26 protein-coding genes are annotated in these 25,207 nt (G+C 46.0%); all 26 read right to left on the reverse strand.

What is annotated here, in order from left to right; genetic code table 11:
* Window positions 1-35: 35 nt before the first annotated feature.
* Complete coding sequence (gene fliE / locus BLU03_RS00675) at window positions 36-329, reverse strand: flagellar hook-basal body complex protein FliE (RefSeq protein WP_093104883.1); 294 nt, start codon at window positions 327-329, stop codon at window positions 36-38.
* Between the two features lie 11 nt (window positions 330-340).
* Window positions 341-796: a flagellar basal body rod protein FlgC gene (gene flgC, locus BLU03_RS00680; protein ID WP_008587905.1), complete on the reverse strand. Its 456-nt coding sequence runs from the start codon at window positions 794-796 to the stop codon at window positions 341-343.
* Entirely contained in the window at window positions 796-1,182 is a 387-nt protein-coding gene (gene flgB, locus BLU03_RS00685; protein WP_008587908.1) for a flagellar basal body rod protein FlgB, read from the reverse strand. The genes flgC and flgB overlap by 1 nt, the downstream gene beginning before the upstream one ends.
* 361 nt (window positions 1,183-1,543) lie before the next feature.
* Complete coding sequence (codY, locus tag BLU03_RS00690; protein WP_008587910.1) at window positions 1,544-2,323, reverse strand: GTP-sensing pleiotropic transcriptional regulator CodY; 780 nt, start codon at window positions 2,321-2,323, stop codon at window positions 1,544-1,546.
* 16 nt (window positions 2,324-2,339) lie between these two features.
* Window positions 2,340-3,734 carry an ATP-dependent protease ATPase subunit HslU gene (gene hslU / locus BLU03_RS00695; RefSeq protein ID WP_093104886.1) on the reverse strand — a complete coding sequence of 465 codons (1,395 nt, stop codon included), beginning with the start codon at window positions 3,732-3,734 and terminating at the stop codon, window positions 2,340-2,342.
* A gap of 13 nt (window positions 3,735-3,747) precedes the next feature.
* Window positions 3,748-4,293 (reverse strand): ATP-dependent protease subunit HslV, encoded by a 546-nt coding sequence (gene hslV, locus BLU03_RS00700; protein WP_008587914.1) that lies wholly within the window; start codon window positions 4,291-4,293, stop codon window positions 3,748-3,750.
* An 11-nt stretch (window positions 4,294-4,304) separates the two neighbouring features.
* Window positions 4,305-5,213, reverse strand: coding sequence for a tyrosine recombinase XerC (gene xerC, locus BLU03_RS00705; RefSeq protein ID WP_076570387.1), 909 nt, complete (start codon window positions 5,211-5,213; stop codon window positions 4,305-4,307).
* Window positions 5,214-5,538: 325 nt separating this feature from the next.
* Window positions 5,539-7,623, reverse strand: coding sequence for a type I DNA topoisomerase (gene topA / locus BLU03_RS00710; protein ID WP_076570385.1), 2,085 nt, complete (start codon window positions 7,621-7,623; stop codon window positions 5,539-5,541).
* Between the two features lie 97 nt (window positions 7,624-7,720).
* Window positions 7,721-8,581, reverse strand: coding sequence for a DNA-processing protein DprA (gene dprA / locus BLU03_RS00715; RefSeq protein WP_008587920.1), 861 nt, complete (start codon window positions 8,579-8,581; stop codon window positions 7,721-7,723).
* An 84-nt stretch (window positions 8,582-8,665) separates the two neighbouring features.
* Window positions 8,666-9,568, reverse strand: coding sequence for a succinate--CoA ligase subunit alpha (gene sucD, locus BLU03_RS00720; protein WP_093104888.1), 903 nt, complete (start codon window positions 9,566-9,568; stop codon window positions 8,666-8,668).
* A 15-nt stretch (window positions 9,569-9,583) separates the two neighbouring features.
* Window positions 9,584-10,744: an ADP-forming succinate--CoA ligase subunit beta gene (sucC, locus tag BLU03_RS00725; protein ID WP_093104891.1), complete on the reverse strand. Its 1,161-nt coding sequence runs from the start codon at window positions 10,742-10,744 to the stop codon at window positions 9,584-9,586.
* Between the two features lie 241 nt (window positions 10,745-10,985).
* Window positions 10,986-11,276 (reverse strand): EscU/YscU/HrcU family type III secretion system export apparatus switch protein, encoded by a 291-nt coding sequence (locus BLU03_RS00730; protein ID WP_093104894.1) that lies wholly within the window; start codon window positions 11,274-11,276, stop codon window positions 10,986-10,988.
* Complete coding sequence (locus BLU03_RS00735) at window positions 11,273-13,231, reverse strand: hypothetical protein (protein ID WP_093104896.1); 1,959 nt, start codon at window positions 13,229-13,231, stop codon at window positions 11,273-11,275. Before BLU03_RS00735 ends, BLU03_RS00730 begins: the two co-directional genes overlap by 4 nt.
* Window positions 13,232-13,246: 15 nt before the next feature.
* Complete coding sequence (locus tag BLU03_RS00740; protein WP_076570379.1) at window positions 13,247-14,005, reverse strand: ribonuclease HII; 759 nt, start codon at window positions 14,003-14,005, stop codon at window positions 13,247-13,249.
* A gap of 106 nt (window positions 14,006-14,111) precedes the next feature.
* Window positions 14,112-14,951, reverse strand: a complete 840-nt coding sequence (ylqF, locus tag BLU03_RS00745; RefSeq protein WP_093104899.1) for a ribosome biogenesis GTPase YlqF — start codon at window positions 14,949-14,951, stop codon at window positions 14,112-14,114.
* A 13-nt stretch (window positions 14,952-14,964) separates the two neighbouring features.
* Window positions 14,965-15,513 carry a signal peptidase I gene (gene lepB, locus BLU03_RS00750; protein ID WP_008587932.1) on the reverse strand — a complete coding sequence of 183 codons (549 nt, stop codon included), beginning with the start codon at window positions 15,511-15,513 and terminating at the stop codon, window positions 14,965-14,967.
* 151 nt (window positions 15,514-15,664) lie between these two features.
* Entirely contained in the window at window positions 15,665-16,009 is a 345-nt protein-coding gene (rplS, locus tag BLU03_RS00755) for a 50S ribosomal protein L19 (RefSeq protein WP_008587934.1), read from the reverse strand.
* Between the two features lie 129 nt (window positions 16,010-16,138).
* Window positions 16,139-16,864, reverse strand: a complete 726-nt coding sequence (gene trmD / locus BLU03_RS00760; protein WP_076570376.1) for a tRNA (guanosine(37)-N1)-methyltransferase TrmD — start codon at window positions 16,862-16,864, stop codon at window positions 16,139-16,141.
* Complete coding sequence (gene rimM / locus BLU03_RS00765) at window positions 16,864-17,382, reverse strand: ribosome maturation factor RimM (protein ID WP_093104902.1); 519 nt, start codon at window positions 17,380-17,382, stop codon at window positions 16,864-16,866. Before rimM ends, trmD begins: the two co-directional genes overlap by 1 nt.
* Complete coding sequence (locus tag BLU03_RS00770) at window positions 17,383-17,772, reverse strand: YlqD family protein (protein WP_076570647.1); 390 nt, start codon at window positions 17,770-17,772, stop codon at window positions 17,383-17,385.
* A 58-nt stretch (window positions 17,773-17,830) separates the two neighbouring features.
* Complete coding sequence (locus tag BLU03_RS00775; RefSeq protein ID WP_076570372.1) at window positions 17,831-18,058, reverse strand: KH domain-containing protein; 228 nt, start codon at window positions 18,056-18,058, stop codon at window positions 17,831-17,833.
* A 15-nt stretch (window positions 18,059-18,073) separates the two neighbouring features.
* Window positions 18,074-18,346, reverse strand: a complete 273-nt coding sequence (gene rpsP, locus BLU03_RS00780) for a 30S ribosomal protein S16 (protein WP_076570370.1) — start codon at window positions 18,344-18,346, stop codon at window positions 18,074-18,076.
* 85 nt (window positions 18,347-18,431) lie between these two features.
* Entirely contained in the window at window positions 18,432-19,772 is a 1,341-nt protein-coding gene (ffh, locus tag BLU03_RS00785) for a signal recognition particle protein (RefSeq protein WP_008587947.1), read from the reverse strand.
* Between the two features lie 13 nt (window positions 19,773-19,785).
* Complete coding sequence (locus tag BLU03_RS00790; RefSeq protein ID WP_076570366.1) at window positions 19,786-20,106, reverse strand: putative DNA-binding protein; 321 nt, start codon at window positions 20,104-20,106, stop codon at window positions 19,786-19,788.
* A gap of 75 nt (window positions 20,107-20,181) precedes the next feature.
* Window positions 20,182-21,579, reverse strand: a complete 1,398-nt coding sequence (gene ftsY / locus BLU03_RS00795; protein WP_093104904.1) for a signal recognition particle-docking protein FtsY — start codon at window positions 21,577-21,579, stop codon at window positions 20,182-20,184.
* Between the two features lie 15 nt (window positions 21,580-21,594).
* Entirely contained in the window at window positions 21,595-25,155 is a 3,561-nt protein-coding gene (gene smc, locus BLU03_RS00800; protein ID WP_093104907.1) for a chromosome segregation protein SMC, read from the reverse strand.
* Window positions 25,156-25,207: the final 52 nt, after the last annotated feature.

Consider the following 25,207-nt stretch of genomic DNA (forward strand, 5'->3'; position numbering starts at 1 on the left):
AAAACAACCATATATTCGTATTTGTTTGTCAGAATTTACACTTGCATTCTCATCACTTCTTTATAGGCCTCAATCACTTTGGACTGAACTTCCGTGGCAGTAGACATCATGATGCTTGCTTTCTGAGAAGTGATCATTACGTTGTGCAAATCGTCCACCTCACCGCGGGCCAGCGCTTTAGTCATTTCATTGGATTCACCCTGCGCATTATTTACTCCGTCGATAGCGTTCTTCAAACTATCTCCGAACTTCGAGTGGACCTCGGAAGCCGACGGTCCGGGATTATCGCGTACTGCTATCTGGGGCAATCCGTTAATCGGGTTTACCATATCTCCGCCTCCTACCTTCCTATTTCTAGAGCTTTCATCAGCATGCTTTTCGACGCGTTCATGGAAGTGACGTTAGCCTCGTATGACCTTGTAGCACTCATAAGTTCCGTCATTTCCCTTAAAGGATCGACGTTGGGCATCTGTACATACCCGTCTCCGTCTGCATCCGGGTGTTCCGGCCGGTATACGTTTTTGAAAGGTTCATCATCTTCCGTTATTTTTGTGGCACGCACGCCCGTTCCCTGCCCTGGAGTTTTCCCCGAGGCGTGATTCAGGTAAGACCGGAAAGATTGTTGACCTGGTTCAAGGACGGCCATTTTACGACGATACGGCTCCCATTCCCCCTGTTCATTGAGGGTCGCCCGTGTAGAATCGGCGTTCGCTATGTTGGAAGAAGCCAGATCCATCCGCAGCCTCTGCGCCGTCAGACCACTGGCACTGTTATTGATGGAATGGAATATACTCATCAGGCGCCTCCTCCTTTGATAACATTTTCAAGGGAGCGGAATTTACCGCTCATCCGATCGACAAGCGCCTGGTAATAAATTTGATTATTTGCAAGCTCCGTCATTTCCTTATCTATGTCCACATTATTCCCATTATGGTTATATGTAGTGCCGGATCGTTCGAATTTGTGATAGCCTGCTTTTTGTCCTTCGCTGAACGAAAGATGTCTCGCATTGGTACGCTCGGCTTCAAGTGCTCCATTCAGAACATTTCCAAATGAAACATCCTTTGATTTATACCCGGGCGTATCCACATTGGATATATTGTTTGAAATTGCCCGGTTTTTTGCCGTGGCGTAATTCAATGAATTTTCTAATACGTTGAAAGTATTATTGAATAACTGCAATTTTTCACCCCACTCAATTTTATCAGCCCCATTCACCGCCGTTATTTTAAAACCGGGGCAAGAGACTTTTTAACCGTATGATTTCAAACATGACCGAATTATTTCGCTTAGTTAAGACCTCATCTTAAAAGCAAACCTTCCTTATCGTCATTTTCCCACAATTATTAATAAAAATAAACGTTTTTTTGTAAATTTTTTTCAAAATAGCTTAAATTAGCAATTTTTATCGGTTATTTTATTTCTAAAAACAGGCATGGAAACTGCTTTATATATAAAAAAAGCCACAAAACAGATGTTAACGTCTGCTTTGTGGCATTCAGTGGAATGAATCGTCTTTAATTGTTCGACCGTCGTATGTCTATCAGTCGGTTTTAAGTCTTTGCAGTTCGAGCAGGAAATTATCATTAAGCACTTTAATATAAGTTCCCTTCATTCCGAGAGAGCGTGACTCGATTACCCCGGCACTCTCAAGTTTACGGAGGGCATTTACGATAACGGAACGGGTAATACCGACCCGGTCTGCAATTTTACTGGCAACGAGCAGGCCTTCTTTCCCTTCAAGTTCTTCGAAGATGTGCTCAATTGCTTCAAGTTCACTATAGGAAAGAGAGCTTACAGCCATCTGGACGACGGCTTTGTTCCTGGCATCTTCCTCTATTTCTTCCGTTTTTTCGTGCAGAATCTCCATGCCCACTACAGTGGATCCATATTCAGCGAGCAACAGATCGTCTTCATTGAAGCTCTGATCAAGTCTGCTGAGAATCAACGTTCCCAGACGCTGGCCGCCGCCGATAATCGGACAAATGGTCGTCAAACCTTCTTCGAACAGATCTTTGTTCTCCTCCGGAAAAGCTGTGTAGCGGCTTTCGATATCCAGGTTCGACGTAGTCTCCTGGATATTGAAGAGGCTGTCCGTATAGTCCGCAGGGAACTGACGGTTGGAAAGCATGGAATTCATGCGTTCGTTTTCGATTTCCTGTTTGATTGCAAAACCGAGCAACTTTCCTCTCCGGCTTACCACGAAAATATTAGCTCCGATTACGTCTCTGAGCGTAGCGGACATATCGTTGAAGTCCACTGATTTCCCTGTAGTAGTTTGCAGCATAGCGTTTATTTTTCTCGTACGTTCTAGCAAGTTCATTTTCATTCCTCCAGTCCTAAAGTATAAATCTGCTTAAATCTTTGTCATCTACAATCGCAGACAGTTTGCTGTCTACGTACTGCGGTGTGATTTCAATGGTTTCCATCGTTACTTCGGGAGCTTCAAAGGATAGATCCTCGAGAAGCTTTTCCAGAATAGTGTGGAGCCGGCGGGCCCCTATATTATCTGTGTCCCTGTTAACAGTAGCCGCAATCTCCGCGAGTCTCGTAATCGCTTCGGGAGTAAAGTTGATTTCGATACCTTCCGTCGAAAGAAGTGCTTTATACTGCTTTAACAGTGCGTTCTGCGGTTCCTTCAGAATATTCTCGAAATCCTCGACGCTCAGTTTGTGCAGTTCCACGCGAATCGGGAAGCGTCCCTGTAATTCCGGTATCAGATCCGACGGCTTCGACATATGAAAAGCACCGGCAGCGATAAACAGTATATGATCGGTGGAAACCGCTCCGTGCTTGGTCATAATTGTGGAGCCTTCGACTATCGGAAGGATATCTCTCTGTACACCTTCCCGGGAAACATTACCCTGGGATTCTCCCTTTGCAGCCACTTTATCTATTTCGTCTATGAAGATCATCCCGGACTGCTCCACCCTGTTCACAGCTTCCTGATTCACTTCATCCATGTCGATCATTTTTTGGGCTTCTTCCTGGGCAAGCACCTTCCTGGCGTCCTTTACTGCCAGCTTACGCTTTTTCTTTTTGTTTGGCATGAACTGACTGAAAGCATCCTGCATATTCATTCCCATCTGGTCCATACCCGAACCCGGGAACATGTCAAACGCCCCCGCCTGGGACTCTTCCACTTCAATCGTAACCATTTCATCTTCCAGTTCGCCGTTTTTCAGTTGTCTTTCAACGGTCTGACGCTTGTTTTTCGTATCATGGGCTTCGTCTTCTTCTTTCTCTTCCTCTTCACTGTCCTGATTGAAGAGCATTTCAAACGGATTTTTCATCGATGGTCCCTGCTTCTCCGAAGAAGAAGGAACAAGAAGTTTTACGAGACGCTTGTCTGCCTGTTTTTCAGCTTTCTTCTGCACGCCTTCTGTCTTCTCTTCTTTCACGACCCGGATGGAGGCTTCTACGAGATCTCTGACCATCGATTCCACATCCCGGCCTACGTAGCCCACTTCCGTAAACTTTGTAGCCTCCACCTTGATGAACGGGGCGTTCGTCAATTTGGCCAGACGTCTTGCCACTTCGGTTTTCCCGACCCCGGTCGGTCCAATCATGAGGATATTTTTCGGGACTATCTCTTTGCGCATATCTTCATCCAGCTGCATTCTCCGGTATCTGTTTCTCAGCGCAATCGCCACGGATTTCTTTGCTTCTTTCTGACCGATGATATACTGATCCAGTTTTTCTACGATCTTCTGTGGTGTCAAGTCTACAGACATATTCTGGCCTCCTTTATTCAAGTACTTCCAGCGTCAGCTGGTCGTTAGTGAACACACATACTTCACCGGCGATTGTGAGTGCAGCTTCAGCGATTTCTGCAGCCTGTTTTTCCGGCGCATATCTCATCAGCGCACGACCCGCACTCAGGGCGAAGTTTCCGCCGGACCCGATAGCCAGAATGTTGTCATCCGGCTCGATGACTTCGCCGGTGCCTGATAAAAGGAACATTTTTTTATCGTCCATCACGATGAGCATAGCTTCAAGTTTGCGGAGCATGCGGTCGCCCCTCCACTCTTTAGCCAGCTCAACGGATGCACGCGCCAGATTACCGTCAAAAGCTTCAAGTTTAGCTTCGAACTTTTCGAATAGAGTGAATGCATCGGCTACGGAACCTGCAAAACCGGCAAGCACCCGGCCTCCGTACAATTTTCTTACCTTCGTCGCTTTATGCTTCATGACTACCTGGTTCCCCATTGTAACCTGACCGTCTCCACACATGGCACTTTTCCCATTATGCCGGACGGCAAATATAGTTGTTGCGTGGAATGTATTTTCCATTGCTCTGACCCTCACTTTCTGGCTCTCGGATGACTGTTTCTGTATACATCCTTCAGTCTGTCTTTTGAAACATGGGTATATATTTGAGTGCTTGATAAATGATCATGACCGAGCAATTCCTGAACGGAACGTAAGTCCGCCCCTTCATTCAGCAAATGCGTAGCAAACGTATGCCTTATTTTATGGGGATGGATGTCAATTGTCATAGCAGCATCTTTGACGAGTTTGTCCAGTACTACTCTGATCCCCCTCGGGGTTATCGGATGCCCCCGGTTGTTAAGAAATACTTTGGAGGAGGCGGTGCCACTTTTATTCAGCAGCTGTACACGTCCCTCATTCAAGTATCGTTCGAGAGCGTTTTTGGCATATTCACCGAAGGGAACATATCTTTCCTTCCGCCCTTTCCCTGTGACCAGAATCGTCGACAGAGAAAAATCTATTCGATCCACATCCAGACCGGCACATTCACTCACCCGTATACCGGTACCATACAGCAATTCGAGAATTGCCATATTCCTCTGTCCAAGCGGTGTTGAAGTCTCCGCTGCTTTGAATAATTCATTTATTTCCTCTTCATAAAAGAACTGAGGAATGTATTTGTTTTCTTTGGGCAGGTGCATTTCCATTACAGGGTTCTTTTCAATCCCGCCTTCTCTTTCTATGAATCGGAAGAATCCCCGTAAAGAGGAAAGCTTTCGGGAGACCGACCTTCTTGAGAGACTGTTGTCATATAATTGCGACAAATATAAACGCACAACCCCCATATCGATATGTACGATGCTCTGGATGACTTCCTGTTGAAGAAATTGTTCAAATTCCTCAAGATCTCTTTTATACATTTGTATGGTGTTAGATGAAGCATTTTTTTCAATCTGCAAATATTCCATATACTGACGCAACCACTCTTCGTATCCCGTCATTCACTTCACCTCACAAAACGACTAAATGATATCATTGAAAACAAGTAATTACAACATATTTAACAAAATTGTAACAAAATTCAGAATTGTCGCCGACATCAAACATTTTTACCACAAGCGCTTATTATATAGAAGCGTTTTGCTACTGTCAACGATTAGCTTCCGCAGAGAATGAAACGGAAACAAAATTGAACAGACCCGGCAAAACCGCACAGTGATATACGGGTTCGCCGGGTCTGTTATTTATGGAACAATCGTGGAAGAACATGGTGCCGAATTGAACATCCGGTTTTTGTCCTTTCGTCATCAGCTTCGTTTCACATACTCATTTTTCCTGAAGTTCCTCTTTGTAATCACATTCCGTACACTGTATCTGATTACCCTTTTTCAGTCTTTTCTCTACGAGAAGGGACTCACATTTCGGACATGGCCTGCTGATCGGTTTGTCCCAGGAAATGAAATCACAATCAGGGTATCGTTCACAGCCATAAAATTTCCTGTTCTTCTTACTTTTTCTTTCTACAATCTCTCCCTTTTCACACTTAGGGCAAGTGACATCTATTTTCTTCAGAATAGGCTTTGTATTTCTGCAGTCAGGGAAGTTGGAACAGGCGAGGAACTGACCGTATCTCCCCATCTTGTAGACCATTTCGTGACCGCATTTTTCACAGGCGATCCCTGCCGGTTCATCTTTTATCTCAATTTCTTCCATTTCTTTCTCAGCAGTAGTCAGTCTGGGTTCGAATCCTTTGTAGAACTCCCGGAGAACGCGTATCCAGTCTTCCTCCCCGTCTTCAATACTGTCCAGATCATCCTCCATCTTCTTCGTGAATTCCACATCGAGGATTTCCGGAAAATATGCGAGCAGCTGCTCCAGCACTATTTCTCCAAGCTCTGTAGGAATAAACCGTTTATTGTCGAGAGACACGTAGCCTCTTCGCTGTATCGTATCCAGCGTAGGAGCAAAAGTGGACGGACGGCCTATACCGAGTTCCTCAAGCGTACGTACGAGCCTTGCCTCCGTATACCTCGGAGGCGGTTGTGTAAAATGCTGGCTGGGTTCGACAGTTTCTGCTTCGACCGTCATCCCTTCCTCGAGGTGAGGCAGCTGTTTATTCTTATCTTTACTGCTATCATCTTCTCCCTCTACGTACACTTTCATGAAACCTTTAAATTTAATATCCGATCCCGTTGCTCTGAATTCCACTCCTTCATTATACAAATGAACCGTCATCGTATCCATGACAGCAGGGGCCATCTGGCTGGCTACGAAACGTTCCCAGATCAGTTTATATAATCGGTACTGATCTCTCGAAAGGATCTTTTTAAGAGAAGAAGGTTCTTTCAGCGTGGAAGTGGGACGAATAGCTTCGTGAGCGTCCTGGGCCCCTTCTTTTTTCTTTTCCTTCTTTTTCTCTGATGCGCTGAACTCCTCCCCGAATTCTTCCACAATGTAATCGAGCGCTTCCGATTTGGCCGTTTCGGAAATACGGGTGGAGTCGGTACGCATATACGTAATAAGGCCTGCCGTCCCCTGTTTTCCTCCAAGGTCGACACCTTCATAGAGCTGCTGGGCAAGCATCATCGTTTTCTTCGCCCGGAAATTGAGTTTCCTTGCAGCTTCCTGCTGAAGTGATGACGTAGTGAACGGGGGGGCCGGATTTTTTCTTCTTTCCCTTTTATTCACTTTCTGTACTTCGAATTTGTCTCCCTGAAGACGCTTCGTAATGGCTGTGACGTCTTCTTCGGAATTTAAATTCTGTTTTTTGCCATCTACTCCGTAAAAGGAACCTTCGAACGATTCTTTACCTTTTTTGAAGTTCCCTTCAATGGACCAGTATTCTTCGGGTGTGAAATTATTTATTTCTTTTTCCCGATCGATGATCAGTTTCACAGCAACCGACTGCACCCGTCCGGCACTGAGACCTTTTTTAACTTTCTTCCATAAAATCGGACTGATGTTGTAACCGACGAGACGGTCAAGAATACGACGCGCCTGTTGTGCTTTTACAAGATCTTCGTTGATGGTCCTCGGATTTTTGAAAGATTCCTTGACGGCATCTTTCGTGATCTCATTAAACACAACCCGGCACTCACTTCCCCCGTCTATATTAAGAGCGTGGGCCAAGTGCCAGGCGATCGCCTCTCCTTCACGGTCGGGGTCGGCAGCCAGATATACTTTTTTCGCTTTTTTTGCAGCAGTTTTAAGTTCTTTCAATACGGGTCCTTTACCGCGTATCGTTATATATTTCGGGCTGAAATCTTCCGCTTCCACATCTACCCCCATCTGACTCTTCGGCAGATCACGGACGTGTCCGAGAGATGCTTTCACTTTATATTTCTTGCCCAGATACCTTTCAATTGTTTTAGCTTTAGCAGGTGATTCGACGATTACCAGATAGTCTGCCATGTACAAGCCTCCCATAGAGGTTTTTATAAATTAAATCTTACTCATTATTGAATAGATACAATCACTTTGTCAAACCGGTTCAACTTTTTTCTTCCATTTAAGGGTTCAGGATATCCCGATGAGTATGGACTATTTTCGCCCCCTGGTCAATGATGGCGTGACAGCCTTCGCTCGTTTTGCTGCCTACCGGTCCCGGGAACGCATAGACATCTTTTCCCTGCTCGAGAGCCTGATCCACCGTAATCATCGTACCGCTCCTCATCCGGGCTTCCACTACTACAGTAGCCTCACTTAATCCTGAAATGATCCGGTTCCTTTCCGGGAAATGAAATTTTCGGGGCGTGACGTGAGGTGCATACTCCGTTATGACGAGCTCTTTATTCATCAATTCCTGATAAAGAGCAAGATCGTTCACCGGATAGACATTGTCCAGACCGGAGCCGAGAACAGCGACAGTCCTCCCCCCGTTCCGGAGAGCAAGCCGGTGAGCATATTGATCAACTCCTGCAGCCATTCCACTTACGAAACAGATGTCTTCTTTGATCAGGGGGAGAAGAACTTTCTTCATAGCCGGCAGAGCGTATGAGGAAGGCTTTCTCGTACCGATTACGCTTATACTCCGTTTATGACCGAGAAGGGCGGTGTCTCCGGATGCGTAAAGTACAAGCGGCGGATCGGGTATACATTTCAGCTGTTCCGGATAAACGGTATCTGAAATGATAATGGCGTGGTACCTGTTCAGAGCTTTCTCGAGGGACTTATTGGTGTGGGGGAGAGAGACGTGTCTGCTTATTTTTCTTGCACGTTCCAGAGGAATATTAAGCTGTAGATACCAGCGTTCGGGGGGAAGGTGAATATATGTAGTAAGATCAGGGTCCCGGGCAATCATTTTTCTTAGCAGATTCCGGGTTACGTTCGGAGAACTTTGCAACAGTAACAAATTCCATTTATCGTCCATTTTACACCTCATCCGATCTATTCGGTTTTTTGTTTTTTATAAAGATAGAGAAGGAGGCGGACCTCCTTCTCTACCTGAAAATGATTAATGTGTTTTACATTTGTCGTAAAGATCGCTTGATTTCAGTACGTTAATAAGAGTTTCGCCCATTACAGAAGGCGTTTCAGCAACTTCAATACCACATTCGTTCATGACGCGGATTTTTTCGTCTGCTGTACCTTTTCCGCCGGAAACGATGGCTCCTGCGTGACCCATTCTCTTGCCTGGAGGTGCCGTACGCCCTCCGATAAAGCCGACGACAGGTTTGTTCATATTGGCTTTCACCCATTCTGCAGCTTCTTCTTCTGCCGTACCGCCGATTTCACCGATCATAATAACAGCTTCCGTATCTTCATCTTCTTCGAATGCTTTTAGTACATCGATAAAGTCCGTACCGTTAACCGGGTCTCCTCCGATTCCTACAGCTGTGGACTGTCCAAGACCTGCTTCTGACAGTTGATGAACAGCTTCATAAGTCAGTGTACCGGAACGGGAAACAACGCCGACATGGCCTTTTTTGTGGATATAACCGGGCATGATACCGATTTTACATTCATCCGGAGTAATGACACCCGGGCAGTTCGGACCTACGAGACGTGTCTTCTTACCTTCCATGTACCGTTTAACCTTGACCATATCCAGTACCGGAATGTGCTCTGTGATACAGATGGCCAGATCCAGTTCAGCGTCCGTCGCTTCCATGATTGCATCAGCTGCGAAAGGAGCCGGAACATAAATGACAGAAGCGTTCGCTCCTGTAGCTTTTACAGCTTCCTCAACAGTATTATATACCGAAATACCTTCAACTTCCGTGCCACCTTTTCCAGGAGTTACTCCGCCCACAATCTGTGTCCCGTATTCAAGCATCTGTTTAGCGTGGAACAATGCTGTGGAACCGGTGATCCCCTGGACAATTACTTTTGTATTCTTATCAACATATACACTCATCCTATTCCCGCCTTTCTACTTCACAAATTCTACGATTTTTTGTGCACCGTCAGCCATGGAGTCTGCTGCTGTAATATTCAATCCGGACTCGTCGAGAATCCTCTTACCTTCTTTTACGTTCGTACCTTCAAGACGGACAACGAGAGGCAATTCGAGGCCGACCTCTTTGGATGCTGCTACAATTCCTTCTGCAATTACGTCACACTTCATGATTCCTCCGAAAATGTTCACGAAGATTCCATTAACGTTTTCGTCGGAAAGAATCAGTTTGAAAGCTCCGGTAACTTTTTCTTTGCTGGCCCCTCCCCCTACGTCAAGGAAGTTAGCGGGCTCTCCGCCGTAGTGTTTGATGGTGTCCATAGTTGCCATGGCAAGGCCTGCGCCGTTGACCATACAACCGATGTTTCCATCAAGTGCAATATAACTCAGATCATATTTGGAAGCTTCGATTTCTTTCGGATCCTCTTCATCGAGGTCTCTGAGATCAGCGATATCCTTTTGACGGAAAAGAGCGTTGTCATCGAAGTTCAATTTGGAATCAAGTGCAAGAACTTCTCCCTCTCCTGTCGTTACCAGCGGGTTGATTTCCGCAATGGAGCAGTCTTTTTTCATAAATACGTCATATAGCCCAAGCATGAACTTGACCGCTTTTGAAAGAGACTCTTTCGGAATATTGATGTTAAAAGCCAGACGGCGTGCCTGAAAAGGTGTGAGGCCGACAACCGGATCGATGACTTCTTTGAAAATCTTCTCCGGTGTTTCTTCAGCTACCTGCTCGATTTCTGTTCCACCTTCTTCAGAGGCCATCATAGTGACCCGGCTCGTATTTCTGTCAAGCACAAGACCTACGTAATATTCATTTTTAATATCGCAGCCTTCTTCGATCAGTAAGCGCTTAACTTCTTTCCCTTCTGAACCGGTCTGATGCGTTACCAGAGTTTTCCCCAGCAGTTCCTCCGCATATGTACGTACGTCATCCAGACTTTTGGCGATTTTTACACCGCCGGCGTTTCCGCGTCCGCCTGCATGAATCTGCGCTTTGACGACGGTTACGTCAGTACCGAGTTTTTCTGCTGCTTCTACTGCCTCATCGACATTATATGCAACGTGTCCATTCGGTACGGCTACGCCGAAATCACGCATGATCTGTTTTCCCTGATACTCATGAATGTTCATGTTTCATCCTCCCATCAATTTCTACTGCATGTCTTATTGTATAAAAGTTTAACTCCCATTGTCCACCGTTATACAAGCAATGACAAAAAAATTCAGACCACCGGCCTCTGCAGAAAGAAAGCGCATCCCTCCTCTTCCGGTGTTTTTGTACGATGAAATCAAAAAGCGCAGTTACTTTCCGCATAAGAAAAAAGAGCGGTTCAGTACCATTACTGTAACACATGAAGCTCAATGACTTGTCCTACATGGAGTCTTTTCTATTTTTCATTTCCTTGTCAGACCGGTAAATGAATGCAAATACTTCCGCAACTGCCAGATATAACTCTTCAGGTATTTCTTCGTTGATATTTATTTCGGACAAAAGGCTGAGCAACGTAGGGTCTTCCTGCACCGGCACCCCTGCCTCCTGCGCATTTTCCAGAATCCTCTCGGCAATATACCCCTGCCCTTTTGCGGTGACGCGGGGAGCTCCACTCTTTTCTGAATCATAGCGGAGCGCCAGCGCTTCTTTTTTAATTTTATTTTCTCTCATATACGAAAATCCACTCCCTTTTCCTTCTTATGAAAGGAATTCGACTCTGCCGCGTCGTTCTGGCCACGATCCTGCTTTATCTGCAGATCACCGAGTGAGTATCCGGCTTTATCCATTCCTTCCCTAAGGTCGTTCTTCAGCTCTTCGGCAATCCGGGGAAGCGCTTCTTCGCCGTTGTAAACGGTAACATATACTTTCCGATTTTGTACCTGCATGTCTATTACGGTCTCATTCAAGGACTGAAGGTCGAGATAGAAAAGAATGTGACAATTATCAGGGCTGATCGCCCCTGTTTCTGTTTTTTCACTTTCCAGAAGCACGTGTGCATCTTCGCGGGCCCCCAAAAGTTGACCCGGGAATTGCAGGGTAAGCTGAAGAGAGAGTGCACTGTCCTGTAAGGAGGTGAGCTGCATGGAATTGAACATCTGCAATAAATTTCTCGCTGTCTCCGCACGCTGCCCTCCGCTTTCCGTTATCAACCGGACCAGGCTCGATTTAAGGGAGATGTCCGATGTGTTCCGGCTCTGGTTCAGAGTTGCTTCATCGTCCATTCCGCTCAGTTGCTGAAAAGCTTTCATCTGAAGGAGAATCCTTTCCTGAAGAGGTAAAGGTAGCTCCTTTTGGGATAAGATAGTCCATTCGCTCAACAGTTTCGCGAAATGGGGGGGCACCTGTCTGCTTACAGAACGCTCTACTGTCCTGATGGCTTCATTCATCACTGAAGACCGGTACTGCTCAGAAACGCTGCCGGGGCGCTTCTCCAGCAAATTAGCCACCTCACGTGGAATTTGTTGGATTATCCTTCGGAAAGATGACTTTTCCTCTCCTGAAAGCTTTCCTGTCACCTTTTGGAAAACCCCCGCTGTTTCAAGTTTCCGGTGATTGGTGACGAAAGCTTCCAGCAGAGCCCGGGACGGAGGTTCTTCCGAATGGACTATTTTATTAAGCTGTTCTTTCCACCCCTTCATCTGCTGGAATTGCTTCGAAGAAACGTGAAGCTGGCCGTTGAACAGCTCCTGAATTTTACCGGCATTCTTCCCTGAAACCACTTCATGATTCCCGGAAGCATGGACGGCTGATAAAGAATTTTTTCCTGAAATGGGAAGGAGTCTGTTCATGTCGCTGACGATATGGGGGGAAATCTGTTTCCCCGTCCCTGAGGCTATCGTACTTTTTCCGTCAGGCCCTCCCATTACGGAAAGCAGCACCTTCTTTTTAAACTGAGCGTATGTTTCAGTTTCCGGAAGGATTCCGGCCTGTTTAAAAAGCTGGAACGATTGCCGGCTGTTGCTTTGAACTTCCTGAAGCAGTTTCACCTGTGCGGCTTTCTCGAAACTGGCGTCTGCAGCGGGAGGCATTATGGAATTTACCAGCAGGGATGCCCGGGACCCGGGTGAAAAAGGTGCACCTCCTTCTCCAAGGGCACGGAAGAGTTCACTTAGCTGGTGCTGTTTCCCTGCAGCTAAAGCTTGAAAAACCGGGGTTCTTATCGGAAGCTGTTTTTCAAACATATCTTTAATGACTGACATAGCCGGACCGGATTTTCCGTTTTGAAGAATGGTGACGGCCTGTCTCAGTTCCTGGGGAGTGAAAGGAATCTGTTTGTTTAACAGCGTTTTTATAAGCGCCATCGTTTGCCTGTTCGTCTTTATCCCCCGCTCATTCATCCACGTTTGCAAAGGGGTGTCCTTCCCTGCCCCTGTCTGTTCCGATACAACTTTCAATCGGACGGGGGTAGTGCGGGCATCCACCTGAAAAAGATACCTTCCTCCTTTGGTGAGAGAAGTTTCCAGACGGGCGTTTATCTGTTTTCGTCCAATGTCCACTACGGCACGATTTCCGGGTAAAAGGTCGATCACCCTCCCGTTAATCACTTTCCCGTTGTTCAGGGAGAGCGGGGCCTGTTTATGTATTTTTTGAATCGATTGGAACAAATTATCCATGATAGAACTCATCCCGTCTCTCCTCTCTCATTTTATACCGTCAGGAACAAAGCTTTTTCTGTGATAAGGGGTAATACCTTTTTCTTTTATAGCTTCCATATGTTCTTTCGTTCCGTATCCTTTGTTCTTCAGAAAGTTATATCCCGGGTACTTTTTATCCACTTCTTTCATAAAGCGGTCTCTCGTAACTTTAGCTATTACACTTGCAGCTGCAATCGATACGCTCCTTTCGTCTCCTTTGACGAACGACTCCTGTTTGATCGGCACCGGTACTTCCATTGCGTCCACTAATAGATGATCCGGTGTTTCCCGCATATTCAAAACAGCACGTTTCATTGCGAGCTTCGTCGCCCTGTATATATTCCATTCATCTATTTCTTCGGCACTGGCCGCTCCGACACCCACATCAGCACGGGCCATAATTTCATTATAGAAGTGATCTTTGTCTCTCTCGGACAATTTTTTCGAGTCATCCAGTCCATAAAGTACAAAGGATTCCGGCAGACGCACAGCTCCAGCCATTACGGGGCCTGCTATCGGTCCGCGGCCCGCTTCATCTATTCCTGCAACGTATGCGTGCCCGCGGTCCTTCGCATCTTCTTCGAGCCCGTTCATCCGGTCCCATTTGTCTTTTAACTTAAGCTTTTTCTCTTCCTTTGTTCTTATCCGTTTCACGATTTGCTGGACACCTTTGCGCTCATCTCCATACAGTTCATGAAGATTTGCAAGGGTGAGCAGCCCTGTCTGTTCTTCTTCTTTTAACTTCTGAATAGACTTTTTTTCCATGACATTATCCCTTCCTTTCTTTTGTATCGGATGACCGGTATCTTTATAAACTACGCCTTCTTTCGATCCCCATAAAAAAACGCGTCACGGACTGAATCCATGCGCGTTACGGTCGTTCGAAGCTGATTCTGCCTATGCGGTTACTTCTCAGGTCCTGAATTATGATTTCAGCCACTTTTTCATAATCGACTACACCCCCGGCTTCAAGTGCTCCTCTTTTCTTTCCAATTTTATCGAACGCCTCTACCACATCTTCGAAGTCCGAAAATCCGAACCTCTCTTCAAGCTGTTCCGGGTAACGTTCTTTTAAATGATTCAAAATAAAGATGGCTACTTCATCCTGGGGCAGAATCTGATCTTTGATGGTTCCGATGGCGGCTAGACGGAAGCCGGTCACTTCCTCTTCGAATTTCGGCCAGAGAATACCCGGGGTATCCAGCAGTTCAAACTCGTTCTTGACTTTAATCCACTGCTGTTTTTTAGTAACTCCCGGCTTATCTCCGGTTTCCGCTTTTTTCTTATGAGCCAGGCGGTTAATGAGGGAAGATTTACCTACGTTCGGTATACCTACGATCATCGCCCTGGGATTCCTAGGATTGACCCCTTTGGCCCTTTGTTTCTCCAGTTTTTCTTCGGTTATCTGCCTTGAAGCTTCAGCGATTTTTTGTATATTTTTAGGATTGTTTACATCTACAGCCACAGCATGGGAAAACGTTGAATCGAAGTAGTCGATCCATTCCTTCGTCACGCCGGGATCGGCCAGATCCTTCTTCATCATTACGACAAGTTTCGGTTTATCCTGGATTTCTTCCTGCAACATGGGATTCTGCGATGAAAGAGGGGCTCTTGCATCCACCAGTTCGATGACGAAATCCACAAGTTTGAGGTTCTCCTTCACTTCACGTCTGGCTTTGGCCATGTGACCCGGATACCACTGTATACTCATTTGTCTGCCTCCTTTAGTCCAGCCACTGAATACGCCCGGGAGGCCAGTAAGAAATGACCGCTTCTCCTACGACTTTGTCCAGGGAGAGCATGCCGAATGCACGGCTGTCCGTAGAGTTTTGCCTGTTGTCTCCGAGAACGAGTACGGAATCTTCCGGCACTTCTTCAAAATTCCCTTCGAGCTGCTCCAGTGTGAAGTCCCTTGTATAGTTCATGTTGTCCCCCATGGACGCCACCTCGTTTTCGAGAAACGGTTCTTTAACCGGTTCCCCGTCTATCAGAAGCTGATCATCTTCTACCGCTACGTGTTCTCCCGGGAGCCCGATAACCCTTTTAATATAATCACGTTCTTCGGTGGCATGGAAAACTATAATATCAAAACGATGCGGTGAGCCGATGGTATAGTTCAGTTTGCTCACTATCAGATGATCCCCATTATGTAAATTAGGAAGCATGGAAGGTCCTTCCACAATTACCGGAGTAAACAGAAAGAAGCGCACAAAAATAGCAAGTAAAGCTGCGACCGTTAAAGCTTTTACCCAATCAATAATCTGTTTTTTCATTTCAGACACCTTCTTCAAAAATCTATAATGCATGGCAAAGTCCTGGCAGGTATCCAGCCGGGAATTCTTCCAAGTTCACAGGTAGGGGTAATCGAATGGTTTCTGTCCAGTTAGAAAAAAGGAGCTTGACGGTGCAAGCTCCTTTTCCCTATTAGATAATTTCTTTAATACGCGCTGCTTTCCCGCGTAGATTACGTAGATAATAAAGCTTAGCCTGACGTACTTTACCACGACGGGTACGTTCGATTTTTGCGACTCTAGGGCTATGAAGCGGGAAGGTACGTTCCACGCCTACACCGTAGGAAACTTTACGTACAGTGAATGTTTCACTGATTCCTCCGTTTTGACGCTTAATGACGACCCCTTCGAATACCTGGATACGCTCACGAGTCCCCTCAACAACTTTCACGTGTACTTTAAGAGTATCTCCTGCACGGAAAGTCGGATGATCGGTACGAAGCTGATCTTTAGTGATTTCATGAAGTAGTTCCTGCATTGTTTTCACTCTCCTTTTAACTAATGCTCTTCCCTCTATGAGTGAGCGGAACATCGTTTCTTTGCTTAAACCGAATGTTTAAACACAACGTTTAATATAGCATAATTCCTCTTGAGGTACAAGGGTTTATTAACTATTTTTCCATTTGTCTATCTGCTTTTTATCGCCTTTGGACAGCTCGATCTTTTCAAGAAGATCAGGACGTCTCAGGGCCGTCCGTTTCAGAGACTCTTTGTGGCGCCACTCCTCGATTTTTGCGTGATTACCCGAGGTGAGGACCTCCGGCACTTCCATCCCCCGGAAATCCTGGGGTCTCGTGTAATGAGGATGCTCCAGCAGCCCATCCGAAAAAGAATCTTTGGGGGCCGATTCCTCGTTCCCGAGAACTCCGGGCACCAGTCTTATGACTGCATCCATCGTTACCATAGCCGGCAACTCTCCTCCGGTCAGCACGTAATCTCCGATCGAAATTTCATCTGTCACGAGATGCTCTCTTATCCGCTCATCATAACCTTCGTAATGCCCACACAAAAAAACGAGATGCTCTTCTTCGGAAAGTTCTTCCGCCTTAGCCTGAGTGAACGGTTCTCCCTGTGGACACATGAGTATCACTCTGGCTTTTTTTTCAGAGTTAATCGACTCCATAGCATCAAACATCGGCTGAGGGGTGAGGACAAGCCCTGCCCCTCCTCCATAAGGATAATCATCCACCTTGTTGTGTTTGTTCGTTGAATAATCACGGAAATTAATGAATCTGTGTGTGAATGCCCCGCTATCCTGAGCTCTTTTCAGTATGGAAGAGTTCAGTACACCTTCGAACATTTCCGGAAAAAGGGTGAGAATATCGATATGCATCAGTCCAACAGCCCTTCCATCGGTTCAATTATGATCGTTTTTTTCGACACGTCCACCTGTACCACTACCTCTTCGATATAAGGGATGAGTGCATCTCCTTCTTCTTTCCTGTCGATCACCCATACGTCATTGGCCCCCGGGGTCATAATCTCTTTCACTTCCCCGACATAATGCCCTGCGGTCGTGTATACGTGACAGCCGATGATTTCATGAAAATAGTATTCCTCCGCTCCGAGAGGGGTCGTATCTTCTTTATGAATCATCAGTATACCGTTTTTTAACGGCTCCACTTCATTGATAGTAGGGTAGCCCTGGAACTTCAGCAGGTCGAATCCCTTGTGAATACGGTGGGCTTCCACTATCAATCTGGTCACCTCTCCGGTTCCTCCTGGGGACCAGTAAAGAATGTTTCCTTCCCGGAAACGTTCCTCAAAATCCGTGATTCTTTTTATTTTCACTTCCCCTTTAATTCCGTGTGTATTAATAATCCGCCCTACATTAAGATACTCTGTCTCCATTTATTCATCCCTCACTCGCTTTACATGTCCGTCTTCGATTACAATTTCCCTCTCCTTCACCGTCTGCCACTTCATTCCTTCTAAGACCTCCACTACGCTCTCGACCTCATCAATCGTCAGCTCGTAGAATTCGGGCAGAAGCTGCATCTGTTCCATGTGATAGTGAATACCTTCTATTTCGGCTTTTCTCTTTCTTATCTCTTTATTGAGGCGGTCATCGATGTTGGAAGGAAGGGATCCATGCTTCTTTTCCATTTTCTTCCGCTCAAAATGGAACTGTTCGACTTCTCTTTCCAAATCACTTTCTCTTGTCTCCCATTTTTTTATCTGGGCTTCTCTTTCTTTCTCCGTAAGAACCACTTTAACCGGAACTTTCTTAATGATTTTCAAGGAAGCACCTCTTTTCGGATGCAAAAAGAGGGAAAGGCCTATGTCCCTCTCCCTCTTCTTACATAATATCAACATAAACCTTCCTGGTTTTGTCTCTATTAGCCGCATATACGACTGTACGGATCGATTTTGCTACACGTCCGTTTTTACCGATTACACGCCCCACGTCATCCTGATGTACTATAACGTGATAGACTGCCTTGTCCGGCTCTTCTTTCACATCAATGTTCAGATATTCAGGATATTCAATGAGTGGGGTGATCATCGTTTCAAGTAATTCTTTCATGTAATCACACTACTTTTACTTTTTGTTTTTCTTCTCGTGGAACTGTTTCATAATACCTTCTTTGGAGAAAAGGTTACGAACCGTGTCGCTAGGCTGAGCACCGTCACTCATCCACTGCATAGCTTTCTCCGCGTCGATGTCGACTGCAATCGGGTTAGCTACAGGGTTGTATGTTCCGATCTGCTCAATGATACGACCGTCACGTGGAGCACGGGCGTCAGCTACTACTACACGATAGAAAGGGTTACGTTTTGCACCCATACGTTTCAAACGAATTTTTACTGCCATATTTGTTGCACCTCCGAATTAATTTAATGACTCATACAGATAGAAATTGTAGCAGAAGTTATAAACTGTGTAAAGTATTTTTCCATTACATAAAAGGAAAATTCATTCCCTTTCCTTTCTTGCCTTTCTGGTTACTGAACTGTTTCATCATTTTTTTCATTTCATTGAACTGTTTTAAGAGCCTGTTCACTTCTGATACGGAAGTCCCGGACCCTTTCGCAATACGCTTTTTACGGCTCGCATTCATTACGGAAGGGTCATTTCGCTCCTTCTTCGTCATTGACTGGATAATCGCTTCTACGTGTACGATCTGCTTGTCATCGAAGGATGCGTTTTTCAGGCCTTTCATTTTACTGGCCCCCGGTATCATTTCGATGATTTCATCGAGCGGCCCCATATTTTTCACCTGGGCCATCTGTTCAAGAAAATCATCGAACGTAAACGAAGCATTCCTCATCTTGGCTTCAAGTTCTTTCGCCTGCTTTTCATCCACCTGAGTTTCGGCCTTTTCGATAAGGGAAAGCATATCTCCCATACCGAGGATACGGGAAGCCATACGTTCGGGGTGGAATACTTCAAGTGCATCGAGTTTTTCCCCCATACCGACGAACTTAATAGGTTTACCGGTTACGGCTTTGATGGATAACGCAGCACCACCCCGGGTGTCTCCGTCAAGTTTCGTGAGGAGCACACCGGAGATATCCAGCTGCTCATCGAAACTCTCGGCAACGTTTACTGCATCCTGTCCCGTCATGGCGTCCACAACGAGAAAAATCTCATCCGGGTTGACTGCTTCTTTCACGCGACCAAGTTCTCCCATCAATTCGCCGTCGATGTGAAGACGTCCGGCCGTATCTATGATGAGATAGTCATGGTTCTGTTCCTTCGCTTCTTCCACTGCCTGTCTGGCTATATCAACCGGATCTGCATCCGTTCCTTCGGAATAAACCGGGAAATCAAGTTGCTTTCCGATCGTCTCCAGCTGATCGATTGCTGCCGGACGGTACACATCGGCTGCAGCCAGCATCGGTTTACGGTTGTAGCTCTTTCTTAAAAGATTTGCAAGTTTACCGGCTGTAGTCGTTTTACCGGCACCCTGAAGACCTACCATCATGATGACGGTAGGAGGCTTTTTAGCTACGGCTATCCTGCTTTCATCCCCGCCCATCAATTCAGACAGTTCCTCTTTGACAATCTTAATTACCTGCTGACCTGGTGTCAGACTCTCCATTACTTCCTGGCCGACCGCCCGTTCACGGATTTTTTTTATGAAATCCTTGACGACTTTGAAGTTTACGTCTGCCTCAAGCAATGCCAGACGGACTTCCCTCGTCATTTCCTTTACGTCCTGTTCGTTGACTTTCCCTTTACCTTTGATCTTCTGAATCGTTCCCTGTAAACGGTCCGAAAGCCCTTCAAAAGCCATCTCCAAGACCCCCTTATTCTAGTTCCCGCAACTCATCAATATATGACCTGAACGGGTCGCTCTCTTCAAGCGATTGTGACATCATTTCCAGCAGCTTCTGCCGCTTACTGAATTTATCGTATAAAAGTAATTTTTTTTCGTATTCTTCAAGCATCATTTCTGTACGCCGGATGTTGTCATAGACAGCCTGCCGGGATACATCGAATGTCTCCGATATTTCACCGAGGGAATAATCTTCCAGAAAATAGAGCTCCATATAATTCCTCTGTTTCGGAGTTAAAAGAGACTGGTAAAAATCAAATAAAAAATTAACTCTCGTAGTTTTCTCTAGCATCCTTAAAACTCCTTGTTAAGTGAAATGCCTTTACAAAATTCAATACTAACGGAGATATTTCTGTACTGTCAAGGATTATTCCTTTTCCTCCGGCTCCTCATATTCATCAATCATGTCCGCAAACAGTCCGTAGACGAAGGCGTGAGCATCGAATGGTTCCAGATCATCGACACTTTCCCCGAGCCCCACCAGCTTCACGGGAATCTCCAGCTCTTTTCGTATGGCAAGAATGATACCGCCTTTGGCAGTTCCGTCCAATTTCGTCAGAACAATCCCGGTAACATCCGTAGCTTCAGCAAACGTTTTAGCCTGGCTCATCGCGTTCTGGCCGGTAGTGGCATCCAGAGTCAACAGAACTTCATGAGGTGCTTCAGGTATTTCTCTCGTTATCACTTTTTTCACTTTAGAGAGTTCATTCATCAGATTGACTTTATTTTGAAGTCTGCCGGCAGTATCACATATGAGGACGTCCGCCTTCCTCGACTTAGCGGCTTTGATGCCATCATATACTACTGCCGCCGGGTCGCTTCCCGCACTATGTTTCACAACATCTACACCGACTCTGCTTCCCCAGGCATCAAGCTGTTCGATAGCACCGGCCCGAAATGTATCTGCAGCGGCCAGCATCACTTTTTTGCCATCCTGTTTCAACTGATGAGCCAGTTTACCAATAGACGTCGTTTTTCCGACGCCGTTCACTCCGACGAAGAGATAGACAGTCAGCCCGTCTTCCACTTCCTTCAGACCTTCCACTTCTTCTTCGTCTTCATCCCCGTAATAAAGCTCCACGAGTTTCTCTGAGATTACTTCCCGCACTTCCTTCGTATCTTTTATATTGCGGCGCTTCACTTCCGCTTCAAGTTCCTCAATCAGATCCATAACGGCATGGACCCCGACATCGGCTGAGATCAGTACTTCTTCAAGCTCCTCGAAAAAGTCTTCGTCGACTTCCCGATATTTTGCTACGAGTTCGTTGATTCTCGTCGAAAATGAATTACGGGTTTTGGTGAGCCCCATTTTGAATTTTTCTGCAAGGGAGACCCGCTTCTGTTCTTCCGTTAGTCCCTCCTCGGGCTCTGAAGTTTCCGTTTCTTCCGGCTCCAGCAGAGGCAGGGCTTCTGCGGTTTCAGATTCAGGGGCTTCGAGTTCCTGCTCGGGTTCCGTAACTTCCGGTGGCTCCAGCTCTGCCTGATCCGGTTCTTCCGTCTCTTCCGGTTCCCGGTCTTCAGTAACCGGCTCCGTCTGCTCTTCTTCCGCTTCTGCCGCCTCTTCAGCAGGCTCCTCACTTACTTCTCCGGCTTCTTTCACCCGTTCTTCTTCCCCGTTCTTTTCTTCCGGCACAGCTTCCGACCGTTCAGCTTCCTGATGATCTCCTTCACTCTCCCCCGTATCGGAGACCTTATCGTCATGATCTACAGGTTCTTCCACTTCAATAGGTGTGAACTTTTCCTTCAATTTCTTAAAAAATCCCATATAATCTTCCTCTCTTTACACTTCTAGTAGTGATTCCGATTCCTCCAGCCTGACCGAAACTACGCTTGAGACGCCGGACTCCTGCATCGTGACTCCGTAAAGAACATCAGCATGTTCCATCGTGCCTTTGCGGTGGGTAATTACGATAAACTGTGTATCGGTACTGAACTCCGTAAGGAATCTTGCAAATCGGTCCACATTGGCTTCATCCAGAGCCGCTTCCACTTCGTCGAGTACACAAAACGGAACGGGGCGAATTTTCAAAATGGAAAAAAGCAGGGTAATGGCCGTTAATGCACGTTCTCCCCCGGAGAGAAGGCTCATATTCTGAAGTTTCTTACCCGGAGGCTGGGCGATGATCTCCACCCCGGTCTCCAGCATATCATCAGGGTCGGTAAGTTTCAGATCGGCTTTCCCTCCGTCGAAGAGCTGATTGAACACTCCGTTGAACTCTCCCCGTATCTGTACAAATGTCTCTTCGAACTTGCGTTTCATTTCGTCATCCATTTCGTTCATTACGTTACGTAAGGTTTCTTTAGCGGATATGAGATCCTCTTCCTGGTCTTTGAGGAAATCAAAACGTTCTTTCACTTCTTCATATTCATCAATAGCCGAAAGATTCACATTTCCGAGTTCATCGATCCCGCGTTTGATAAGTTTTACTCTCGTAACAGCTTCATCTGTGTTGTCTACGCGATGATAGATGCTTTTCGCTTTCTCAAACGTCATTACGTATTCTTTTTCTAAATACCGCAGTGAATTTTCGAGTTCCACATCAAGACGATTCGCCTTCACTTCTTTGTCCTGAAGATTCTGCAGATAATTCGAATGGATTCTGTGATCCTCCCGCAACTGTGTATCGAGTTCTTCCATTTCCTCCTGGTAGGAACGACGCTTTTCTTTCAGGTTGTTGAGAGTTTCTGACAGTGTTTTCTCCTGTTCTTTCTTAACAGTGATCTTCTTTTCTATCTCTTCTTTCGTCTCTTTGTTATCAAAAAATTCCATGAGCTCCGTGTGATTCTTCTCGACTTCTTTGAGAGCATTCTGCTTCTCTTCGTATGCTGAAGTAACCTGAGCATAGTGATCTTCCGCATTTTCGGCTTCTGCTTTCTGAGTGGCAAGAGCAACTTTCAGCTCCTGTTCCTTCGCAACGAGCGTTTCCCTGTTCTCTTCCTTCTCCTTTTTCACGAGAGTGAGGCGATCCACTTCCTCACTCGTACGGCTGATTTTGTCTTCCAGATCTTTTAATTCCAGTTCAATTTTTTTTCCGTCTTCTTCCGTTCTGACCTGCTCCTCTTTCTGCTGGGAGTATTCCTTATCCAGGAAAGAAAGGCGCTCTTCATAATTAGAGAGGGAGAATTGCAGCTCTTTTTCTTTTTCCCGGCATCTGCGTGCCTGCTCTTTGATGGAGTCATTTTCCTCTTCCAGCTCACGAAGGGATTTTTCTTTTTCATTCATACTTTCCTTGAGGTTTTTCACTTTTTTCTCGGCATTTTGCATCTTCCGGTCGTAATCCGCCACCTTTTTCCGGAGTTCTTTAAGCTCCTGTTCCTGAGTGAAAAGAGAAGAGGATTTCCCTGATTTCGCCCCTCCGGACATCGATCCTCCCGGGTTCACTACGTCTCCTTCAAGCGTTACAGCCTTGAATTTTCTTCCGGTAGCCTTTGCAATAGCGTTTGCGCTCTGAAGATCCCGGGCAATTATTATATGACCGAGCAGATGGTCAGGAATGACGCGGTGTTTCTCCTCGGCCTCAACAAGAGCGCTCGCCACTCCTATGAAGCCGTCGAGAGTCCGGAGGTTCTCGATCGTCCTTTCCGGAACGAAACGTTCTTTCACAGCATCGAGCGGCAGAAAAGTAGCCCGTCCCTGATTGGTTTTTTTCAACCATTCGATAGCATTGCGGGCAGATTTTTCATTTTCGGTTATTACGTGCTGAGCCTGAGCGCCGAGAGCCGTTTCGATAGCCGTCATATACTCCTCGGGTATAGACAGAGCTTCAAGCACAGAAGCTTCTATTCCGCTTATCTTTCTTTCTTCACGCGCTTTCAGCACAGCTTTCACGCCCTGAAAATAACCGGCGAATGATTCTTTCATCTCCTCAAGAGCGTTTTTACGGGACTTGAAACTTTCCATATGCTGATAACCCTGGTAAAGCTTCTGACGCCATTCTTCATAGGAGTCCTTCGTCTCTGTCCACTCTTTCGACTTCACGTCACAGGCGTCCTTGAGCCGTTGCTCCTCTTCTTCCAGAGGGCGCAGTTTCTCAGAAACCTCCTTAAGCTGATTCTTCACATCTTCGAGTTCTTCCCGAAGTTTTTTCGTTCTGGTATCGGAGTGAGCGGTATCTAGCTGATGAAGACGTTTGTTCAAATGCTGTTTCTCATTTCGTTTTGCAGCCTGCTCGTTAAGCAAATCGATATAATCGGCTTTCAGGCTTTCAATCGTTTCATCGATGGTTTCGATTTCTTCGTAGAGCACACTTGCAGTCGTCTTAAGTTCGGCTTTCGTGTTCTGCACTTTCTGTTTTTTCTCCGTCCTGGTCTGTTCTGCTTCCCGGGAAAGGTCCTCAAGCTCTTTCAGTTCTTCACGTAATTTACTCTGATTATGCTCAAGGGCTTCTTTTTTCTCTTCATAATGTTTCTTCTTCTCCTGGAACAGTTCGCGCTTCCCGGTAAGACTTTCCAGTTCTTTTGTACATTGAAGCAGCTGCCCGTGCGTCTCTTCAATGGAGTTATCCGTATACGAGGATTTCTCGCGGATTTCAGCGATTTTCTGTTCCTGTCCGGCAACTTTTTCAGCAAGTTTACGCTCCTGCTGACGCTGGTTTTCAATCGTTTCTTCCAACGTCTTCCATTCTTCATCCATGTCTTCAATCTGAGTTACTAATAAAGCCACTTCTTCTTTCTTCAGATCTTCTTTTTTCTCAAGATAGTCGGAAGCTATCGAGGCCTGCCTTTTTAAAGGTTCGACTCTTCCTTCGATCTCAGAAAGAATGTCTTTCACTCTGTGTAGATTGGCTTCCGTTTCTTCAAGTTTTCCTTCCGCCTTCTGCTTACGCTGTTTATATTTCAACACGCCGGCAGCTTCTTCAAAAATAACACGGCGATCTTTCGGTTTGGAGTTCAGAATCTCCTCAACCTTTCCCTGACTGATGATGGAAAACGTTTCTTTACCAAGCCCCGAATCCATAAACAACTCCACAATGTCTTTAAGTCTGCATGGTTCTTTGTTTATCAGAAATTCACTTTCCCCCGTACGGTACACTTTTCGACTCACCTGAACCTCATCATATTCGAGCGGCAGTGTTTTATCCCGGTTATCCAGGGTGAGACTGACTTCAGCATAACCCAGGGAACGCCTCGTCTCGCTGCCGGCGAATATCACATCTTCCATTTTGCTTCCTCTCAGTGAGCGTGCCGACTGTTCTCCGAGCACCCAGCGAATGGCATCCGTAATATTACTCTTTCCACTTCCGTTCGGCCCTACCACTGCTGTGACCCCGGGCACGAACTGTACATCTATTTTATCAGCGAAGGATTTGAATCCTACAGTTTCCAAGTTTTTGAGGAACATTTATTAATCCTCCTGTATGTGAATACTTACTCTAACCCGTACATTTTATCAT

This window comes from Salimicrobium album, from assembly GCF_900107115.1.
GTDB classification, from domain to species: domain Bacteria; phylum Bacillota; class Bacilli; order Bacillales; family Halobacillaceae; genus Salimicrobium; species Salimicrobium album.

What these genes read in the sequence shown, in the direction of transcription:
- fliE (WP_093104883.1), bottom strand. Translation starts at nt 329, where the DNA reads ATGGTAAACCCGATTAACGGATTGCCCCAGATAGCAGTACGCGATAAT.
- flgC (WP_008587905.1), bottom strand. Translation starts at nt 796, where the DNA reads ATGAGTATATTCCATTCCATCAATAACAGTGCCAGTGGTCTGACGGCG.
- codY (WP_008587910.1), bottom strand. Translation starts at nt 2,323, where the DNA reads ATGAACTTGCTAGAACGTACGAGAAAAATAAACGCTATGCTGCAAACT.
- hslU (WP_093104886.1), bottom strand. Translation starts at nt 3,734, where the DNA reads ATGTCTGTAGACTTGACACCACAGAAGATCGTAGAAAAACTGGATCAG.
- hslV (WP_008587914.1), bottom strand. Translation starts at nt 4,293, where the DNA reads ATGGAAAATACATTCCACGCAACAACTATATTTGCCGTCCGGCATAAT.
- xerC (WP_076570387.1), bottom strand. Translation starts at nt 5,213, where the DNA reads ATGACGGGATACGAAGAGTGGTTGCGTCAGTATATGGAATATTTGCAG.
- topA (WP_076570385.1), bottom strand. Translation starts at nt 7,623, where the DNA reads ATGGCAGACTATCTGGTAATCGTCGAATCACCTGCTAAAGCTAAAACA.
- dprA (WP_008587920.1), bottom strand. Translation starts at nt 8,581, where the DNA reads ATGGACGATAAATGGAATTTGTTACTGTTGCAAAGTTCTCCGAACGTA.
- sucD (WP_093104888.1), bottom strand. Translation starts at nt 9,568, where the DNA reads ATGAGTGTATATGTTGATAAGAATACAAAAGTAATTGTCCAGGGGATC.
- sucC (WP_093104891.1), bottom strand. Translation starts at nt 10,744, where the DNA reads ATGAACATTCATGAGTATCAGGGAAAACAGATCATGCGTGATTTCGGC.
- BLU03_RS00730 (WP_093104894.1), bottom strand. Translation starts at nt 11,276, where the DNA reads ATGAGAGAAAATAAAATTAAAAAAGAAGCGCTGGCGCTCCGCTATGAT.
- BLU03_RS00735 (WP_093104896.1), bottom strand. Translation starts at nt 13,231, where the DNA reads ATGAGTTCTATCATGGATAATTTGTTCCAATCGATTCAAAAAATACAT.
- BLU03_RS00740 (WP_076570379.1), bottom strand. Translation starts at nt 14,005, where the DNA reads ATGGAAAAAAAGTCTATTCAGAAGTTAAAAGAAGAAGAACAGACAGGG.
- ylqF (WP_093104899.1), bottom strand. Translation starts at nt 14,951, where the DNA reads ATGAGTATACAGTGGTATCCGGGTCACATGGCCAAAGCCAGACGTGAA.
- lepB (WP_008587932.1), bottom strand. Translation starts at nt 15,513, where the DNA reads ATGAAAAAACAGATTATTGATTGGGTAAAAGCTTTAACGGTCGCAGCT.
- rplS (WP_008587934.1), bottom strand. Translation starts at nt 16,009, where the DNA reads ATGCAGGAACTACTTCATGAAATCACTAAAGATCAGCTTCGTACCGAT.
- trmD (WP_076570376.1), bottom strand. Translation starts at nt 16,864, where the DNA reads ATGCATATCGATATTCTCACCCTTTTTCCGGAAATGTTCGAAGGTGTA.
- rimM (WP_093104902.1), bottom strand. Translation starts at nt 17,382, where the DNA reads ATGGAGACAGAGTATCTTAATGTAGGGCGGATTATTAATACACACGGA.
- BLU03_RS00775 (WP_076570372.1), bottom strand. Translation starts at nt 18,058, where the DNA reads ATGAAAGAATTACTTGAAACGATGATCACCCCACTCATTGAATATCCT.
- rpsP (WP_076570370.1), bottom strand. Translation starts at nt 18,346, where the DNA reads ATGGCAGTAAAAATTCGTTTGAAACGTATGGGTGCAAAACGTAACCCT.
- ffh (WP_008587947.1), bottom strand. Translation starts at nt 19,772, where the DNA reads ATGGCTTTTGAAGGGCTTTCGGACCGTTTACAGGGAACGATTCAGAAG.
- BLU03_RS00790 (WP_076570366.1), bottom strand. Translation starts at nt 20,106, where the DNA reads ATGCTAGAGAAAACTACGAGAGTTAATTTTTTATTTGATTTTTACCAG.
- ftsY (WP_093104904.1), bottom strand. Translation starts at nt 21,579, where the DNA reads ATGGGATTTTTTAAGAAATTGAAGGAAAAGTTCACACCTATTGAAGTG.
- smc (WP_093104907.1), bottom strand. Translation starts at nt 25,155, where the DNA reads ATGTTCCTCAAAAACTTGGAAACTGTAGGATTCAAATCCTTCGCTGAT.